Here is a 17538-nt window from a genome sequence, read left to right on the forward strand (position 1 = left end):
GGGACGCGGGAGAAGCCCTCCGCAGTTCTGCTGTGGGCCGACGGGTCGCCGATCGACGAGTCACCGATCGGCGAGGCGGCGGCCGAGAGGTCGGCTTCCCTGGATCGTCGAACTCATGCGCGGGCGGGGGCCCCGCCCCCGGCCGCCCCTCCCGGAAGGCCTCCACCAGGGCGTCGATTGGGAGCCCCTGCCTGCTTGGAAAACAGGGACGGGACCGCCCGCCGCGATGCGCGGCAGCCGGTCCCGTAACGTTCCGTCGTTCCGTACGTCCCGTACATCCCGTCCCGTGGCGTCGGACTACGCGCCGAACGCCTTGGACTGGCCCTTCGCGGCCTTCCCCTTCGCCGGCTTGGCCCCGGCCAGCAGGTGCACAGGCACCAGGTCCCGGGCCGGCTCCGAGTAGCCGACCGAGACGATCTTGTCGCCCCGGTAGGTGAAGCTGGTCAGCGAGGCCAGGGTGCACTGCCGCTTGCGCGGGTCGTGCCACAGCCGGCGGCGCTCCACGAACGAACGCAGGATCCAGATCGGCAGCTGGTGGCTGACGCAGACCGCCTCGTGCCCGCGCGCCGCGTCCCGGGCGGTGTCGATCGCGCCCATCATCCGGACGACCTGCTCGATGTACGGCTCACCCCAGGACGGCTTGAACGGGTTGGTGAGGTGCTTCCAGTTGTCCGGCTTGCGCAGCGCGCCGTCGCCGACGCCGAAGGTCTTGCCCTCGAAGACGTTGGCGGCCTCGATCAGCCGGGCGTCGGTGGCCAGGTCCAGGCCGTGCACCTGGGCGATGGGGTCGGCGGTCTCCTGGGCGCGCTCCAGCGGGGAGGCGACGACATGGGTGATGTCGCGCTTCTCCAGGTGCTCGGCGACCCGGTCGGCCATCTTCCGGCCCAGGTCGGAGAGGTGGTAGCCGGACCGGCGGCCGTAGAGCACACCGTCCGGGTTGTGCACCTCGCCGTGCCGGACCACATGCACCACGGTCACCTGCTCGTCGCGGTTCACGCCTTCGGGGCCGGTGTTCTTCTCGCTCATGCGGTGGCCTCCGATGCGGCACGGGCGGCCGCGGGCAGGGCGGCGGCGATGCGCTCGACCGCCCGCTCGTCGTGGGCCGTGGAGACGAACCAGGACTCGAACGCCGAGGGCGGCAGGTAGACGCCCTGCTCCAGCATGGAGTGGAAGAACGCGGTGAAGCGGAAGACGTCCTGCTGCTTGGCGTCGTCGTAGTTGCGCACCGGCTGGTCCGTGAAGAAGACGGAGAACATGTTGCTCGCGGCGGACACCGTGTGCGCGACGCCCTCCTTGGTGAGCGCGTCGCCCACCAGGGAGCGCAGCTCGGCGGAGACCGCGTCGATCGTCGCGTACGCCGCGTCGTCCAGCAGCCGCAGCTGGGCGAGGCCGGCGGCGGTGGCGACCGGGTTCCCGGAGAGGGTGCCCGCCTGGTAGACCGGGCCGGCCGGGGCCAGGTGCGCCATCACGTCGCCGCGGCCGCCGAAGGCCGCGGCGGGGAAGCCGCCGCCCATGACCTTGCCGAAGGTCATCAGGTCGGGGCGGACGCCGTCGACGCCGTACCAGCCGGCCTTCGACGTGCGGAAGCCCGTCATGACCTCGTCGGAGATGTACAGCGCGCCGTTGGCCGCGCACAGCTCCTTGAGCCCGGCGTTGAAGCCGTCCGCCGGCGGGACGACGCCCATGTTGCCGGGCGAGGCCTCGGTGATCACGCAGGCGATCTCGCCCGGGTGCGCGGCGAAGGCGGCGCGGACCGCGTCCAGGTCGTTGTACGGCAGCACGACGGTGTCCCCGGCCGTGGCGCCGGTGACCCCGGGGGTGTCGGGCAGCCCGAAGGTGGCCACGCCCGACCCGGCGGCGGCGAGCAACGCGTCCACGTGGCCGTGGTAGCAGCCGGCGAACTTCACGACCTTGGCCCGGCCCGTGAAGCCGCGGGCCAGCCGGATCGCCGACATGGTCGCCTCGGTGCCGGAGGAGACCAGACGCACCTGCTCGACGGGCTCGATCCGCGCCACGATCTCCTCGGCGAGCGCGACCTCGCCCTCACCCGGCGTACCGAAGGAGGTACCCCGGGAGACCGCTTCCTGGACTGCGGCGATGACCTCTGGGTGAGAGTGGCCGAGAATCATCGGCCCCCACGAGCAGACGAGGTCGACGTACTCACGGCCGTCGGCGTCGGTGAGGTACGGACCGGTGCCGGACACCATGAACCGGGGCGTACCGCCCACGGCCCGGAAGGCACGCACGGGAGAGTTCACGCCGCCAGGCGTCACGACGGACGCCCGGTCGAACAGCGACTGCGAAACTGGGGCTTCGTATGAATACGCCACTTTGGTCCTGATCTGCGATTCGGGTGTCGGGAGGCCGGGCCGGGAAATCCCTATGAATCTCGGCCACCGGTGAGCAGGGAGCGCGTTCCCCTCGTATCACGAAAGAGCGTCAGCGCTCTCGCGTCTGCGAAACTGGGGCGTCATAGGGAAAGCTCACCCATGCCATGGTGTCAGAGGCACGGACGGTCTTTGCGGACAGGTGTTTCACCGCACGCCCGCGGGGGAGGTCACTGACACGATGATCGGGTTGCGCGGCGGGGGCTGTGTCTCCTAAGAAGTAGTCGGGTGGATGAGATATGCATCGCGGTGGCGGAGTGGGCGAAGGGACCGACGACCTGGGGCCCGAGCCTGCCCGGCGAGGGCGGCACCGGCGCAGGGCCGAGCGCGCCCAGAGCAGGGGCGCGGAGAGCACACCGCCCCCCGGGACCAGGAGCGGGGGCGGGATGGGGGTGACGTACAAGTATTTCGGCGCGCCGGACGGGGCCACTGCCGCCCGGGTGCCCATTTCGATGCGCCCGGAGGAGCTCGGCGGTGACGAGCTGGGCATGGGCGGCATGTTCACCAAGATCAAGCCGGAGACCGTGGCCGCCATGGTCCTGACCGGAATCCAGGGGATACCCCTGCACAAGGTCCCCCCGCTGGAACTGGTCGTCCTCCACCCCGACTACGCGGTGGTCAAACTCCCGATGACCGTCGTCGACCCGCTGCGCGGCGTCGGCGAGGAGTCGGTCGGCGCGGCGGCCTTCATCTGGTCCACGGTCCCCGACCGCGGCGGCCCGCGCGACGCGTTCAACGTCTACCAGCTGCTCCACGAGTGGCAGGACTTCTCCCACCGGCTGCACGACGCGGGGCACCAGGCGTACTGCCTGGTGTGGCCCTGACCTGGGGTTTCGGTGGGTTCGGGCGGGGCTTCCGGGTTCCGCTCTCGTAGTGCCGGAGAGGGGCCGTCAGGCAGCCAGGGCACATGGGTTTCGCTTGGGGCGCTGGCGTGCCCTGGGCGGCAGCGGGATCGCCGTCGTCCTCGATCTCATCTTCCGTGAAGACGTCGTCGATCGCCTTGCGGGGACGAAGGCGTAAGCGTGCATGCCGTCTTCCCGCGCCGCCTGAAGGTAGCGCGCGCCGCGCTGGAGCGGAGGGATCACGCCGCCGGCGGCCAGGGTGCGCTGTAGTCGCCCATGTTGAAGACGCTGCGGTTGTAGGCCCGCTTCCAGGCTTCGCGCTCACTGCGGGAACAGAGGCGTTGATGGCACGAGACTCTTCCGGATGACGCTGTCGGCGGCACGCAGAGCTGCTGACAGCGCTCCTTGCATCTGGTCTGGGAGGGTCTCTGCCCCGAGGGCGCACGCCCGCACCAAAGCGCGGCAGTCCTGCTCTTGCCTGTTCGTAGCAAGCTCGATGAACAGAGAGTTCGCCAAGTTCTCACGTGCCGCGTGGCCGTCCTCGGCCTCCGTCGCCCTCCGGTGCAACTCCTCGGCGATGCGGTGCGCAGCCGGAAGATCGGCGGACCCGATCACGTCGAGGACGGTCAGTCCCAGCCGGCTATCGAAGACGGTCGTCCCCGGCTCGGGCTTCCGCTCAAGGTAGGCGTCTGCCAAGTCCGCCGGGTGACCGCCGACTGGTTGTCCCGCGTCGCGGCGCCACAGGGCAGTCAGGCATGCCGTGACAGTCTGCTCCCACGGCTCGCCGGGCACCGTACCGGCGAGGAGCGTCGCGGCGTGTGCCGTATCTCCCGCAGCGAGCGAGGCGAGTACCGCCACTTGGCGTCCATCGAGCATTCGCCTGCCCACGCCTCGATGGGTCTCCAGGTGCGCCAGGGCCTCGGACCAGCGTCCCTCGGCAGTAAGAGCGCGCGTCCCGTCGGCGAGCAGCACACGCCACAGCCACGCGACGACCTCATGGCGGTCCTTGTCTGTGGCGGTGAGGTCCGCCGGAATCGCCACTCCTTCAAACCTGGCTGGTGTGCTCGCCTCGACAGCTGCGTACAGGTCGAGTAGCCGCTGGCGACCCGCATCGGCATGGCCGCCGCGGATCTGGAGGCGGGCGAGATTGACGACGGGCTCCAAGCCGCGGATCGCGCTGACTGCGGGGAGGGGGCAAGCATGAAGATAGGCGGCGGCGTGCTCGTGGCACATCGCGCGCGCCAGGTCGGGAAGGCTGAGATCTGAGGCAAGCAGGGCGGACTGGTTGTAGACGGAGGACGCCACCCCCTGATCGGCCTCCGCCATCGCGGAGTCGGCCAAGTCGACGAGCGCGCGCACGCGCTTCGGCAGGGGAAGGCAGGCGGGCCGGAATCGGGCGACGAGCGGAAAGCGCTGAGCTGTGGATCCGTGCGGGTCCATGGACTCCCCCAGGTGTGTGTGAAGACGGGTAAAGCCACGGTGGCCGCCAGTTGCGCGCCGGCGGCCACCGCCCACTACGCGTGGGGTGTCAACTCCAGTCGACGACGATGCGGTTCAGCGGGGTGTCAAGCGCGAAGAGGCCGGCTCGCTGCTCGATCGCGGGGGCGTCGAGAGGCTGGATCTCGAACGTGGCTTCACGGCCCCGGTACTCCAGGTCCCACACGCGGATGGCCGCAGCGACCCTTGCGGCCAGTTCATCGCTGCCGGGACCGTGGCCGATGACCCCGAACTCCCACAGCTTGCCGCCTTCGGAGGTCTTCTTCTCAGACAGACGCCGTGCGAGGTAGGTGACGGCGCCTTTGTCGACGGCTGCGGTCGAGGAGGGGTAGGGGTCCTCGGTGAGCAAAGTGCCCTTGGCGGCTTGCGGGAAGAGCATCCGGATCAGGCCGGAGGGAAGGGAGCAGGTGAGGAACAGTTCCATCCACTCCGGCGACTCCATGGCGCGGACCGTCATGCCCGTCCACTCCTCGGTGCGCGGCTCGTGCAGGACGCCGTCGAGGGCCTCGGTGTCGATTGCCTGCCCGGCGGGGGCCTGGAGCCGTACGGTTCCGTCCGTGCTCAGCGGGATGACCCGGCGGTCGTCGTCGGCGATGCCCCGCCTGAGCGGCATGAAGGTGTTCATCTCGCTACCGAGGGACATCCACCGGTCATCGCGCTGCTCATAGGCGATGGAGCGGGACACCGTGCCCTTGAGCCGCTGCGGGACGAGAAGCCGGCCCCCGGGAGCAAGCTGCTGCAACCAGGCGTGCGGCACGCCGTGCGCGCCTACGGTGGCGATGATTCGGTCGTACGGCGCACCTTCCGCGTAGCCGAGGGCCCCGTCTCGGGTGACCGCCTCAACGTTGGTGATTCCGGCAGCGGAGAGATGCGCGCGGGCGCCCTCTACGAGGTCGTCGTCGACATCGAGCGTGGTGACGTGCCCGCTCTCACCGACCAGATGGGCGAGCAGACCGGCGTTGTAACCGGTGCCTGCGCCAAGTTCGAGGACGCGCTCGCCTTGCTGGGCGTCGAGCTGGTCCAGCATGAGGGCGACCACGCCCGGCTGGGAGGCACAGGAGATCGAGCTGCCGTCGGTGTCGTACTTGATGTGCACCGGCGCGTTGGCGTATGCGTCTTCGAGCGGCACATCGGGCACGAACACGTGACGGGGCACGGTCCGCAACGCGGTCTCCACGCCGGAAGTTCGGGCGCTTCCGTCAGCGCGGAGCTTGTCCACCAGGGCGTCACGGAGGCGCGCGGCATCGGACGTCGGAGTAACGATCGTGTCGGTGTTCACCCCTTTCACGCTATCGGCGTCGGTCGTCGACTCGGTCGGCGACGCGGTGTGGTCACTCGTTCCCATGACTGCCTCTCGTGCAATGTTGGACAGAGCGCTCTGGTCGTCCCTGATGAGACCGGCGCGGTTGGCGTGGAAGATGATGTGGTGGGCTATGACGGCTCGCAGGCCGCGTGTGAGGGCGCCGCGGCAGGCCAGCGCGGTGAGCACGGCACCGGCCCGTTCGAAGGCGGTCACCCACTCCTCGTGCGCGTGGAGTGGACCACCCTGGTTGCAGAGGTTGTAGGCGTCAGCGGTCATGAGCTTCCGCATCGCCGGAACCAACTCAGCGGCTCTCTCGGAGCGCGCTGGGTCGGTGGGCGGCCGAAGAGCCGAGACCTTCGCCCATACGTCACCCTGCTCGAACCAGTCGAGTCCGGCGCCGCGCATCATGGCGCTCGCCAGCAGGACCGCAGTCTCCTTGCGCCCCAGGTGGTCCGGGCTCGGCTGGTAGGTGAGCAGGTGGCGGGAGTCGCTGTGGAACAGTCCGTGGGCCGTGTCCATAGCGCCCGGACCGCCAAATGCCTCGGACTCGGGCTCGTAGACAGAGGGCAGCCATGACACGACCGCCCCGTCACCCACGAGATCGCTCAGCAGCGACTCAATGATCGGGGAGGGCTCGTCGGCGAGGTACCGCAGCGGCCAAGGCTGCTTGTTCATGAACCACCAGCCGGTGAGCTGCCCCTCGGTCTCGGCTGTGATCAGAGCGGGCCCGAGGCGTTCGTCGATGGCGTGCCGGGCGCTCTCGCGGTCGATGAAGGTGATGTTGTGCTGCTGCCAGTCAGGGGGCATCGAAGTCCTTCGGTCGGTGAATCAGGCAATGAGCAGGCAGGAATCCCAGGCGGACTGGGGTGGTGCGGCGGTATCGGCAGCGAGAAGAGCCAGGGCTGTTCCGGCGGCTCCATCGAGCAGGCCGGGCCCCGCTCCTGTGCCGCTCACAAGTGCCGTGGCCGCGCGTTCGAGGTCGTTGTCCACCGGGCAGATCGCGGCCAAAAGTTCCGGGATCGCGGCTCGGAGTCGACCGACGGTTGAGGGATGGGCGTCTGCGGCCGTGCGGACGGCGATGTGGGTGAGGCCGGCAAAGCCGTGGCACAGGCCGTGGTCCGTCGTGGCGCCGAGCTGGTCCGGGTCGGTGAGGGCGGCGGCGAGCGCGTTCTCCGCCGTGATCTGGCGTTCGGTGTCACCGGTAGCGAGCGCGGCAAGTTGCTGAGCGCGGGCGAGGCCGGCGGTGCCGTAACACCATGACGAACGCCGGAGTTTGGACGCGGCGCAGCGACCGGTACGTAGCTCGCTCCGGGTGATCCAGTACGGCCAGGTTGCTCCTCGGCCTGTCTCCTCCTGCCAGCGGTCGAGCCACGTCAGGATGGTGTGCAGCGCTCTGAGGTGCCCGTTCGTAATGGTGCTCTTCCGGGCGGCGAGGGCCAGAAGCACGAGCACTCCGGCGATGCCGTGGGCCACGCCCGTGTTGGCATGGCCACCGGGGAATTGTTCGTCCGGTCTGCCCGAGGGCCCCGTCGCAGTCCACCACCCCGGAAGGTCCTCGCCGAATTCCCTGATCGGTTCGGTGAGGCGCACGCAGTAGTCGAGGACAGCGCGCACCGTAGGACTGTCTGGGTTCCGGCGTAGAAGGTAAGCCCCGTATCCGGTCAGGCCCCGGATGGCGTCGAACTCGGCCAGTCGCGGAAGGCATCCGGCATCGATGCGGCGATGCGCTGCGTCGAGACGGCGTCTGACGTCGATCCCGATCTGTCGGTCCATCGAGTCCAAGGCGCGCTGGTAGGAGCCAGGAAGATGGTCGGCGGCGCAGGCAAGGGCGTGGGCGAAGGCGGGCACGCCGTAGAAGGGGTGGCTGTCGGGTCCGCTCGTGAGGGATCCGTGGGACGCAGCAGCGAGCCAGTTGTGCGCATGCTGCCACGGTCCGAGGCCGTTCGCGGCCCGCTCGATGTGGAGAAGCGCGATCCCTGGTGGGCCGTAGGCGAGATGTTGCCGATGTGTCTGGAGGACGGAGGGCACCGTGCCGGGGTCGGCGAGCCTCGCAGCAACGGCATCGACCAGGCCGAGCGTCGGGAGCACGGTCACGCCGGCCTCCTGGTGGTGCGGGCAGTCCACGCCAGAGCAGCAGCGCGAGCCAGGTAGAGGCACACCTCTTCCTCGGGGAAGTTCACCGCGACGTGCCGCACGAAGTGGACGTGCAGAAGGGAGGTCAGGACGTCATCGACGGCGATGCCCTGGGTGTCCGGGCCGGGAAGGTGCAACCGGTACGCGGCGAGTGCCGCATCGCGCTCTGCCCAACCCGACACGATGGCGTCTCCGCCCTGGACCTCGCGCAGGGCGGCCCAGTCGTCGGCTGGGTTCGCGAGCCGTACGGCCTCGCTGAACTGCGGGCGGGGAACGGACGCAGGCGCCGTCGGCGAGACGTGGTCGGCCAGCCAGCGCATCGCGGCCTCGGTGCTGCCGAGGAACGCGGAGACGATGGCGACGGTGTGGGCCGCCACCAGCGTGCGTTGCGCCGGCCTCTGCGGCTCTGTGAGCTGGGCCAGAACGGCGTGCGAGTCTGCCCGAAACACATCCTCGGCCGCCTCCCAGGCGGCACCGGAGCCCCAACGACCCATTTCTCGATAAGAGGTGGGATAGCGCAGGTCTGCCAGCAGGCCGCCGTTGCGCAGGTCGTCGGCCCACGCGCTCACGGTCCGCGCCGTCTGAGCGAAAGTTCTGCGGTCAGGGAGAGCGATGCGGACGCGGAGGTGCTGGTCCGGGTCACGGAAGCGGATGAACCACCACCGCGGGTTGCCCAGTCGTTCGATGAGTCCGGGGAGGTGTTGGGAAAGCAGGAGGTCCTGGCGGCGGGGATCTCCGTACAAGGCGGCGAGCAACACCGATGAAGCAGCGGGAGTCTGCAGCTGGGCCGACGAGAGGGCGCGAGCCTCAGTGGGAGCAGGCAGGGGCGGCCAGGACGGCGGCCGGGTCGCTTTGAGCGGCACCACGATCTCGTGGGCTCGCCCGCCGCACCAGCCGTTCGCTTCTGGTTCCGGGGCCTCGGTGAGTACGGCCTGGTGAGCGCGGTCGAGGTGTCGGAGCAGGAGCGTCCGATGGCCGCCTTCGTCGAGGTCGAGGAAGAGACGCCGGTCGTCTTCCACAAGGAGCACGCGGCGAGGCAATCCCCGCTGTGCCCGCCATTCGGAGAGCGCGGTGTCCCACTCAGCGCGAGGACGAGCACGGCCGGGTAATTCGGACGCCTCCAGACGCCAGCGCGCCGGGGTCAGCACCGTACGCCCGTACCGCAGGCGCGGCAGGAACGGCATCGCTGCTGCGACGCCCCAGTCAAAGGTGGTGACCTGCGCGCACTGGGCACGGGACAGTTCAGTGAGGAAGCGTGCCAACGGCGGAGTGTGCGTGTGCAGGTTCAGCGCGTTCATGCCGGCGGCCTCGACGCGATGCCCCCGTTCCGGAGCGGCCAGGTACATGCGGCGGCCATCGCACCCCACGGCCAGGTCCTCCGGGGTGAGAACGGTGTCTTTCGGTGCGCAGTGCTCTTGGAGGCTGATCAGGGTAGGCAGGACCTGCGGGGCGCGGGTGACATGAGCGCTCTCCGGGAGCAGCGGCGGGAAGGAGAGCTGGGCGGGCACGGTGTCGCTGTCCGCAGCCGGAAGATCGGCCAGCTCCGTGGCCAGGGCCTGACGCTCGTAGGGTGCCAGTACGTCGAGGAACCGGCCTGTCGAGACGCCGGCCCCGCGCGACACGCTCACGACCTCCAGCTGGAATCGTCCGCGCTGCAAGTCCTTCAGACTGGCGGCGTGCACTCTCACCCCTACCTCCAGATGCGGCGGCAGTCGTGGCTCGTCGGGCCCCACGTCCAGGACGTCGATCTGTTCGTCAGTGAGTACGACCTCGTCGCGTCGGTCGAGCGCAGCACCCTGCGCCAGGCGTACGAGGGCGTCATCCCGAGCGGAGACGCGGGGCCGACGCGAACCGTCAGGACTGCCTGGGTAGCCGTCGAGGTAGCCAGTCCCGCTGTCCGCGACGACCTCCGCGAGCGGGACCATCGTGCCGATGCCGTACCGCTCGTAGAAGCGCTGGTGGTAGGCGTTCCACGCGGCTGTCCCGTACGGGCGGTTGCTCACCCGGGTCAGGATGAAGGCGGCGCGCTCGATCTCCCGAGCTACTTCCTCCGGTAGGACGAGACGCGCATCCAACCGCAGGTCAACCGCAACAGGGTGTCGACGCAGGCCGGGCACGAGGGCCCGCATCCGCGCTGCGGTGCTGTCCCGGCCGCCGCGCGTGGCGCACTCCTTCAAGCCCATGCGGACCGCGTGCAGCTCTCGTGCCGTCTCCGCTACCGACGCAAGGTTGTCGACGCCGATCGTGTCGAGTTGGTCGAGCAGATACCCGAGGGCGTCGGTCTCGGTACTTGGAGCGTGCAGGCTCGTGATGAGCGCTCGTCTCCGGACCAGCTCCGCAAGCAGGCGGTGCACCTTCTCCGTATCAGCCTCGGGGAACTCCGCCCGGAGCCTTTCCGCGAGAGCTCCGCAGCGAATCGGGGTCCGGGCCGCGGCGAGGACCGCACGCACCGGCTCTGTCAGAGCCAGGGATGCCTCGACCACGCGCATCCGGGCGTCATTCGGATCGAGTTGGAACGGCACGATGAGCCGGTCCCCCCGGCTCATCACGGTGTTGTTGACAACGACGGGCAGCTGGTCGAGGAGTTCCGGGCAGGACTCGAGCCGTTCGACCACAGCGGCGAGCCACTCCGCACCCGCGCGGCCCACGGCCACGTGAGCCTTGCCCCACTCCGCACGTGCCTGCGAGCCGAACGCCACAGCAGTCACTCCGGCGAACAAGCCGAAGGGCGTGGCCCGGTGCTGGGCCCGCAGGAGGTATCGGGACACCGACAGCGCCACGCGCCGTATGTCTCGAAGGGGAGGATTCTCGGTGGTACACACGGCCCGCACCTGCATGGCTAAGGCTGGGCTGGAGTGCGCCACGGCGTCGGCGATGTGCTGGTCCGCCCAGACCGCGCGAAGCCACGTCACGCAGGAAGAGGAGCCGTCGGAAGAGTGGTCATCCGGGTCAGGGCACGGAGGAACCGGCAGAAACGGTCGGGCCACGGCGCGCACGAGAGCGGTGGAACCGGCCCGGAACACTGTGGGTTGAGCAACCACCGATGACCTCCATGGGCGAAGGGATGGGCGGCGGGTGCCGCCGCGCGGGAGCGCGACGGCACCAGACCGAAGGTGACCTGGGGATTCAATTCAGGCGTCAGGCGACGTTGGTGGTGCAGGCGCCGCAGGTGGAACCGCAGTTGTCGTCGGTCAGGTTGACCAGACCTGCCGGGTCGGCGATCTCCACGAGCGAGACATCCAGGTCGAAGCCGTCTGATGCACCCGGAATCTGCGGTCGTACTTCGGTACGGCTGGGCACCACGGTGCTGCGCGTCATGCTGCACTCCTCTTCATCGTTGGTTGTTGCTGAGCTGGGCTGGAATGCCACCAGGAGCCGCCAGAAGAGCGATACCGGACGGCTGGCCCTCGGACCAGCTCCTGGCCGCCCGGCACGAGGGGGCGCGGCCCGCACAGAAAGCGCTGGCCGGACCGCCCGCTCCCGCCGGGAAGTCGTGTACGAGGGGCTGATCGAGCGGAGGCCGATCAATGCCCCATGAGGTAGGTGAGGGCCTGTGCCTTGAGACGATCAAGGCACAGCTCACATGCGTAGAAGGGGGCGTGCTGCCCGTCCCACTGAACCGGGCCGAGCCAGATCACCCGCACTCCGGTCCGTTCGCAGCCGAGCCAGCAGTCACCGGTGATCCATGATGAATTCATCGAGGAACGGCCCTTCCCCCAGCTGGCCGAGACGGCCGATCCGGCAGCCTGGTATCTGGCGGTGCCGGCCCAGAGCTGAAACGGCGGGCGGGCAGGGCCCAGAAGAAGCGAGGGCATCGCATCCGGGCTCTCACTCGTCGCCCTCGGCATGGAGTTCGGCCCAGACCTCTTTGCCCCGCAGACGTCCGCCTGCACTCTGAAGGTCACAGCCCCAGCGGTCGGCCACAGCCTCGACGAGGAACAGCCCGTGGCCCGACTCGTCCTCCTCGCCCGCGTGGCTCAGCTCCGGCAGACGCGACGGTTCCTCGTCCACGATCCCGACGCGTACCCGTGTCGCAGTTGGCCGCCCGACAACGAGACGGACCTCGGGACAAGGGGTATGCCTGGCGGCATTCGCGATCAACTCAGTGACGATCAGCTCGGCGCGGTCAGCGAGGACATCAAGGTGCCACATCCCGAGAACTCCCCGGACGAGCCTGCGTCCGGTCTCGGCCGTGGACGGCACGCACGGGAAGACCTCGCTGTACGTGGGGTGGCTGGCGAGGGCCGTCTCAACTGCTTTCTTCGGAATCGGCATGGGATGGAGCCTTCGTGTCGTCTCGGCGCTCGCTTCACCCCTTGTGGCTTTTCAGGGGCGGACCGAGCCGTCAACAGCCGCTCGCGGGGAGTGGCCGACACCCAGATAACTCCGTTGCCTGAAGGGCTGGTTAGGGTTTTCCAGTGCTCGCCTGCCGGGCTTACCTAGGACGTTTTGACCTGCTCTTTACCTGGTGGGTAGGGAGCGCGCGGGCTACCGTGCCCGCATGGACGCGATCCGCAACACCGTCCTTGAGGCGTGGATGACCGAGCACGGATACAGCTCAAACAGCCTGGCCGACGCCGTGAACAGGGCTGTTGAACAGCTGACGGGACACGTAGGCGGGCTCGACGGGTCATCGGTCCGGGCGTGGAAAGCGGGCCGAGTCACCTGGCCAAAGTCAGCAACACGTACCGCACTTGAGGTCGTCACCGGATTACCCGCCGTCGCCTTAGGGTTCGTGCCACGGGGCCGGCCTTCGCCCACCCCAGCGCCATCGCAGCAGGAGGAGCCCGACATGAAGCGCCGTACCCTCGTCGGCGGCATCGCTGCTGCGGCTGCCGCAGCAGCAACCCCAGGGACCGCGACACCGCGCCGAATCGGCATGAGCGACGTCAACCGGCTGAACAAGCGCTTCGCCGAGATCATCGCCAGCGACCACCGCCACGGCGGGCAACCTGGCATCGAGGAGCGGGCCACGGCGCTCGCCGACGAGGCGCTCAACCTCCAGAACGCAGGCAGTGCCACGCAGCGGGTTCGCAGCAGTCTCTACGCCTCCGGAGCCGCATTCCGCTCGTCTGCGATGTGGGCCGCCATCGACGGCCGGCGCTACGACGTCGCGAAGGCGCACATGCGCGAAGCCCAGGCCCTCGCCGAGATGTCGGGGGACCAAGCAATCAAGTTCCGTATCTGGAGTCACGCGGGCACCATGTACCGCCACATGGGCCGCCCCGCCGACGCATGCGCCGCCAACGATGTCGCCCGCAACCTGCACCTCACCCGTCGCGACCCGCTGTTCGCGTCCCTCGGTCTGGCCCGCCAAGGCGCCATCCACGGTACGGCCCAGAACCGGACCGATACACGTCGCGCGTTCGAGCAGGCGCAGGACGCCATGCTGCGCGCCGATCCAGCCGACCACCGGCCGGTCTGGTTGCTCGCCTTCTACGACCAGGCCGAACTGGACTCCTTGGCCCTCTCCGCGTACCTGGCGCTCGGCGACTACCCAACGGCCGAGTACCACGCTCACCGCTGCCTGTCCTCGCTCCGCCCCCACATGCTGAGGTCCCGGGCCATCACCACGACCCGTCTCGCACACGCCCTGCTCGCCCAGGGCGCCGCCGAGGCCGCAACAGCCACCGCGATGAAAGTCCCCATCGACGCCGCCACCCGCCACGCCCGCGTGTCGCGGATGCTTCAGGAGTTCGGGGCAGCCCTCCGCGCCACTGCCCCGCGCAGCACCACCGTCCAGGTTTGGACCGAGCACACCACCACATGGAGGACGGCCGCATGACCATGGCACCCGCCACCGAGCTGCGCACTTTCACTAACCTGGACACCGCTCGCGGCGACCTCCTCGACGTGTACGCCGAGGTACGCGCCCCGCTGCTCCACCTGCCGAACTACGCGGCGACCGCGTTCGGCGAACGCATCGACCGGCACTCCGCCGAACCAGGTTTTACGGCCGTCCTCGCGTACGCGGCCGGCCAACCGGTCGGCTACGCGTACAGCAACACCATCGAGCACGGGGACCGCTACTGGCAGCGCACCAGCCCGACGCCGGCGGAGAAGTACACGAAGCGCCCGGCCACGGCTCTGAAGGAGATCGGCGTGCACCCGGCCTGGCGAAAAACCGGCACGGCCCGCCGCATCCACGACGCCCTCCTCGCCACACGCCACGAGCCGCACGTCACGCTCATGGTCAACCGGGCCGCCGGCGACGGAAAGGTCCACGCGCTCTACAAGTCGTGGGGGTACGAGGACATCGGACAGAGCCAGCCATCGCCAGCCTCACCTGTGCTTACCGTCATGATCCACACCAGCCGCTGACCACCACGGAGGTTGGGAATGGCGGAGTAAACGGCGGCAGTGGCGGGCGGCATTGTCAGTGCTCCGTGCGACCGTAATCGCACTTGGGTTATGGGACGACCATGGCTCCATGCACGCCCGTCCCATCCGCTGGCATAGCGCCGACCACAAAGAGGATGTCAAAGCAATGCGCCTCGGCACGCTGCTCATTCGCCGTCTCACGTCGTCGAATAGTGAACGGAGGACGAGGACGGAGACACGGTTGGGGGTTCCCGGTCCACGCAGGACGATGGACGATTTTCCGTCCGGCGGACCTCCGATCAGCGCAGCTCTCGACGAAGTGGAAGTCCCTGTGCCGACCGCGGGGTTCGACGAGCGGGTAGATCTGATCTTTCGGGCTCCAAAGCGAGGGCGTGATCAGTTGCTCGCCAAGGGGTTGTGCGAGCAACAAGGTTGGGCGATCCGGCCGGCCGATGAGCAGGAAGATCCCGGACGGCCGGAGAACCAAGTTGCATACGTCGTAGAAGTGCGACTCCCCGGCTCGCGCAGGGGCGCTGAAACCGGTGCCCGCCAGCGTCTGCTGGAGGTTGTGGGCAAGCACGTGTCCATAACCATCGTGGGAGGCTCTCTCGTCCGTGCCGAGGCGTCTGACCCGATGGTGACTTGGCGCGTCTTTCGGGAGTCCAGCTGGCGAAACAGGCGGGGCCTCGGCTGGTTGGCCTCGCTGCGTGCCCAGTCGGGGCTCGCCGACGAGCAGCGCACCATCGGTGTTGCTCCATCTGTCGAAGAAGCGGAGGTCCGCGAGCTACTTGGGCGACAGCGGCTCGGAGGCTTCGAGTTTGATGAGTCGCGCCACGGCGTGCGCAAAAGCGTGGGGCCCAAGGCCAATGAGACGGATGAGGACGGAAATCCCTGGTGGCACGGCCGTCGAGGGAAAGCACTCCGTCTCGCCCTGGGACTTCTACTCATGTTCTACGGCTGGCTCGCGTACGACCGCTCTTTGCTCGGCCGGCTGGCTATGTTCGCGCCGCTCGCCATCGCCGCATGGTTCGTCGGCAACTGGTATACGAGTAATCAGCGTCGCCCCTGGCCCTAGCGCTGGGCGGCCGGGGCCTTGATCCTCGCCAGCATCGCAATGCCCGGGTACATGTGGCACCAACAGAACCCCTACGGCGCCGCCGCGCAGATCAGAAGCGTTCTGCTCACGTTCGCCTGTCTGGCTCTGCTGTGGTCTGTACCCCGAGGCTGCTGGTTCGCCGTTCGCCAGACCTGGATCAGCAGGCACGCAGTCGGGCTGCTTACCGTGCTCGTCCTGCCCCTGCCGTGGGTCCTGCCGTTCGTCGGCTCGTTCTTGCAGTTCCTGTACGTGGAGGACGCTTTCGGAATCCCCGCTGACTCGGTCTCCACCCCCGTCTATTGGACCGGTGCAGCTGCACTGCTCCCCACTCTCGGCTGCATAGGGCTACTCCTGCCGCCTCTGGCCCTCTACGGCTGGGCTCGCCACTTCCACTGGGCCTGGGAGAAGAGCATCGTGAGCGTCGTGTCCACTGTTGCCGCAGTCGTGCTCGTCGTCACTGGAGGAGTTGCGTTCATGAGCCGGACCTCCGATGCAGCCCACCGCGCGGCCCGTGACGTAGTGAACGCGACTGCACCGGATTTCTACTTCGGCATCCAGGGAGCGCGGATCTGCGTGCAACCGCTCGAAAGCAAGCTTTCCGTGCACAACGGACCGCTCCCGACCGATCGTCCGCTGCTCGCTTTCAGTACGGATGGCGATGTCCTCTACCTGTGGGACCCGGCGCGCTTCCGGGAACATGGCGGACCCGATCCCGTAATGTCGGTGCGCTCGGCGGAAGTCTCGACATACGCAGTGAGCGACGGTCAGAGCCGCTGCCCGGCGCGGCCATGAGGCGCGACAAGCAGAACATCAGCCACCCCAGGCGCTGACCTCGCACCGACCCGTTCCAGGCAAATTGGTCGGTAGAAAGTGAACACCCAGGGCACATGAGCCTGGGAAACGGCGTTGACCCGTGAGCACTACCGAGAGAAGTTTTCCCAGGTCAACGCACATTCCCACGGGAAATCCCAGGTCAGTTCCCTCCCGCACCCAACCGCTCCACGAGTGGCAGAACTTCTCCCACCGGCTGCACGACGCGGGCCACCAGGCGTACTGCCTGGTGGCCCTGATCCGAGGTTTCTTGTAGATCGCGCGGGGCCTTCGGGCCTCACCATTTTGGGTGGCGGTGAGACGCCGCCAGACGGCCACGGCACATGGGTATGGACGGGGCACGGATGTGCCCTGCGCTCCAGTCCAGCCTCCTCGGCGGAGGCGTCGTCGACCGCCTAGTACTCCAGCTGTAGATCGCGATCTTGCTGGTCGGGGCTGGTCCGGGAACGGGTGCGGCCACCGGTGATCATCGGTGTGTGAAGACAGAAGATCAGACGGTGGCCGCAGGTCACAGCGTAGATCCTGCTCGCTGGCAGGAGACGTTCGAGGCTCTGATGGGCCGTATCGCGGGTCGGTTCGTCCGGGTGGAACCCCGGCGCCGGGCACGGGCGTTCGTGCTCGGGTTGTTGTCGGACCTGCCGCGCAAGAACTGCTGGACGCTCGCCGAGCATGCCGGGGACGCGACCCCCTACGGTTTGCATCACCTGCTGTCGAGGGCCAGGTGGGAGCAGCGGAGCGACGCGATCCCCCAGATCATCCGGCACAAGATCATCCGGCACTCGCAGAACTCTGCCGACCAACAGCCCAACCGCCAAGCCAGTGAGCAAAAATCATTCTAAAACGATCAATTAGGGGCTGAGCGAGGAGCATAATGCACTGCTCACCGACGCCCGCGAATGGCTCGGATGAGCTCTGCCATAGCGCTCAGAACGGCTGCCCGATGGCGTGAGTCGGTACCGCTGATCGTGAAACGAATCAGCACTACGGCTGTTACGACGATGCTCACGGGCACCAGCAGAGCCACCACAAGCGGATCCATCTGTCTCCTCTCTCATTACCGCCGACGCGGCGGCAAGATCAGAGAACAGCTGAGAGAATCTCGAAGAGCAGAGCTGCCGGAGACGAACA

General features: G+C 68.3%; 13 protein-coding genes and 1 pseudogene. 6 read left to right on the top strand and 8 right to left on the bottom strand.

The features are described from left to right. Positions 1–297: 297 nt before the first annotated feature. Positions 298–1026 (bottom strand): histidine phosphatase family protein, encoded by a 729-nt coding sequence (locus ACFWM7_RS04005; protein ID WP_383254760.1) that lies wholly within the window; start codon positions 1024–1026, stop codon positions 298–300. After that, positions 1023–2246 carry a glutamate-1-semialdehyde 2,1-aminomutase gene (gene hemL / locus ACFWM7_RS04010; protein ID WP_383254851.1) on the bottom strand — a complete coding sequence of 408 codons (1224 nt, stop codon included), beginning with the start codon at positions 2244–2246 and terminating at the stop codon, positions 1023–1025. The genes ACFWM7_RS04005 and hemL overlap by 4 nt, the downstream gene beginning before the upstream one ends. Before the next feature lie 380 nt (positions 2247–2626). On the opposite strand from hemL, the gene ACFWM7_RS04015 reads away from it, so the two are divergent. Continuing rightward, on the top strand, positions 2627–3211 hold the full coding sequence (locus ACFWM7_RS04015) for a hypothetical protein (RefSeq protein WP_073780093.1): 585 nt from the start codon (positions 2627–2629) through the stop codon (positions 3209–3211). Positions 3212–3550: 339 nt separating this feature from the next. Here ACFWM7_RS04015 and ACFWM7_RS04020 read toward each other — a convergent pair whose 3' ends face one another. The 6 genes from ACFWM7_RS04020 to ACFWM7_RS04045 all read right to left on the bottom strand — a co-directional run bounded on the left by ACFWM7_RS04020 (position 3551) and on the right by ACFWM7_RS04045 (position 12437). Further along, entirely contained in the window at positions 3551–4669 is a 1119-nt protein-coding gene (locus ACFWM7_RS04020; RefSeq protein WP_383254763.1) for a hypothetical protein, read from the bottom strand. An 88-nt stretch (positions 4670–4757) separates the two neighbouring features. Beyond that, positions 4758–6836, bottom strand: coding sequence for a methyltransferase, FxLD system (gene fxlM, locus ACFWM7_RS04025; protein ID WP_383254766.1), 2079 nt, complete (start codon positions 6834–6836; stop codon positions 4758–4760). Between the two features lie 21 nt (positions 6837–6857). Continuing rightward, positions 6858–8153: a lanthionine synthetase C family protein gene (locus ACFWM7_RS04030; protein ID WP_383254768.1), complete on the bottom strand. Its 1296-nt coding sequence runs from the start codon at positions 8151–8153 to the stop codon at positions 6858–6860. Next, complete coding sequence (locus tag ACFWM7_RS04035; protein WP_383254771.1) at positions 8120–11074, bottom strand: lantibiotic dehydratase; 2955 nt, start codon at positions 11072–11074, stop codon at positions 8120–8122. The genes ACFWM7_RS04030 and ACFWM7_RS04035 overlap by 34 nt, the downstream gene beginning before the upstream one ends. Positions 11075–11300: 226 nt before the next feature. Further along, a complete protein-coding gene (locus ACFWM7_RS04040; RefSeq protein ID WP_016825826.1) occupies positions 11301–11480 on the bottom strand; it encodes an FxLD family lanthipeptide in 180 nt (59 codons plus the stop codon). A gap of 510 nt (positions 11481–11990) precedes the next feature. After that, positions 11991–12437 carry an ATP-binding protein gene (locus tag ACFWM7_RS04045; protein ID WP_383254774.1) on the bottom strand — a complete coding sequence of 149 codons (447 nt, stop codon included), beginning with the start codon at positions 12435–12437 and terminating at the stop codon, positions 11991–11993. Positions 12438–12663: 226 nt separating this feature from the next. On the opposite strand from ACFWM7_RS04045, the gene ACFWM7_RS04050 reads away from it, so the two are divergent. From ACFWM7_RS04050 to ACFWM7_RS04070, 5 genes and pseudogenes are all read left to right on the top strand, one after another. Next, on the top strand, positions 12664–13947 hold the full coding sequence (locus ACFWM7_RS04050; protein WP_383254776.1) for an XRE family transcriptional regulator: 1284 nt from the start codon (positions 12664–12666) through the stop codon (positions 13945–13947). Further along, complete coding sequence (locus ACFWM7_RS04055; RefSeq protein WP_383254780.1) at positions 13944–14483, top strand: GNAT family N-acetyltransferase; 540 nt, start codon at positions 13944–13946, stop codon at positions 14481–14483. The genes ACFWM7_RS04050 and ACFWM7_RS04055 overlap by 4 nt, the downstream gene beginning before the upstream one ends. 268 nt (positions 14484–14751) lie before the next feature. Then, complete coding sequence (locus tag ACFWM7_RS04060) at positions 14752–15558, top strand: hypothetical protein (RefSeq protein WP_383254786.1); 807 nt, start codon at positions 14752–14754, stop codon at positions 15556–15558. Between the two features lie 18 nt (positions 15559–15576). Beyond that, on the top strand, positions 15577–16371 hold the full coding sequence (locus tag ACFWM7_RS04065; RefSeq protein ID WP_383254789.1) for a hypothetical protein: 795 nt from the start codon (positions 15577–15579) through the stop codon (positions 16369–16371). Between the two features lie 536 nt (positions 16372–16907). Next, a pseudogene (locus ACFWM7_RS04070) lies at positions 16908–17189 on the top strand (IS701 family transposase); the annotation flags it as partial. Positions 17190–17538: the final 349 nt, after the last annotated feature.

The organism is Streptomyces sp. NPDC058375, assembly GCF_042723425.1.
In the GTDB taxonomy this organism is placed as follows: domain Bacteria; phylum Actinomycetota; class Actinomycetes; order Streptomycetales; family Streptomycetaceae; genus Streptomyces; species Streptomyces durocortorensis.

Bases quoted from the DNA above. Each gene is read 5' to 3' on its own strand.
- ACFWM7_RS04020 (WP_383254763.1), bottom strand. From the start codon at position 4,669: ATGGACCCGCACGGATCCACAGCTCAGCGCTTTCCGCTCGTCGCCCGA.
- ACFWM7_RS04050 (WP_383254776.1), top strand. From the start codon at position 12,664: ATGGACGCGATCCGCAACACCGTCCTTGAGGCGTGGATGACCGAGCAC.
- ACFWM7_RS04055 (WP_383254780.1), top strand. From the start codon at position 13,944: ATGACCATGGCACCCGCCACCGAGCTGCGCACTTTCACTAACCTGGAC.
- ACFWM7_RS04015 (WP_073780093.1), top strand. From the start codon at position 2,627: ATGCATCGCGGTGGCGGAGTGGGCGAAGGGACCGACGACCTGGGGCCC.
- fxlM (WP_383254766.1), bottom strand. From the start codon at position 6,836: ATGCCCCCTGACTGGCAGCAGCACAACATCACCTTCATCGACCGCGAG.
- ACFWM7_RS04045 (WP_383254774.1), bottom strand. From the start codon at position 12,437: ATGCCGATTCCGAAGAAAGCAGTTGAGACGGCCCTCGCCAGCCACCCC.
- ACFWM7_RS04060 (WP_383254786.1), top strand. From the start codon at position 14,752: ATGGACGATTTTCCGTCCGGCGGACCTCCGATCAGCGCAGCTCTCGAC.
- ACFWM7_RS04005 (WP_383254760.1), bottom strand. From the start codon at position 1,026: ATGAGCGAGAAGAACACCGGCCCCGAAGGCGTGAACCGCGACGAGCAG.
- ACFWM7_RS04040 (WP_016825826.1), bottom strand. From the start codon at position 11,480: ATGACGCGCAGCACCGTGGTGCCCAGCCGTACCGAAGTACGACCGCAG.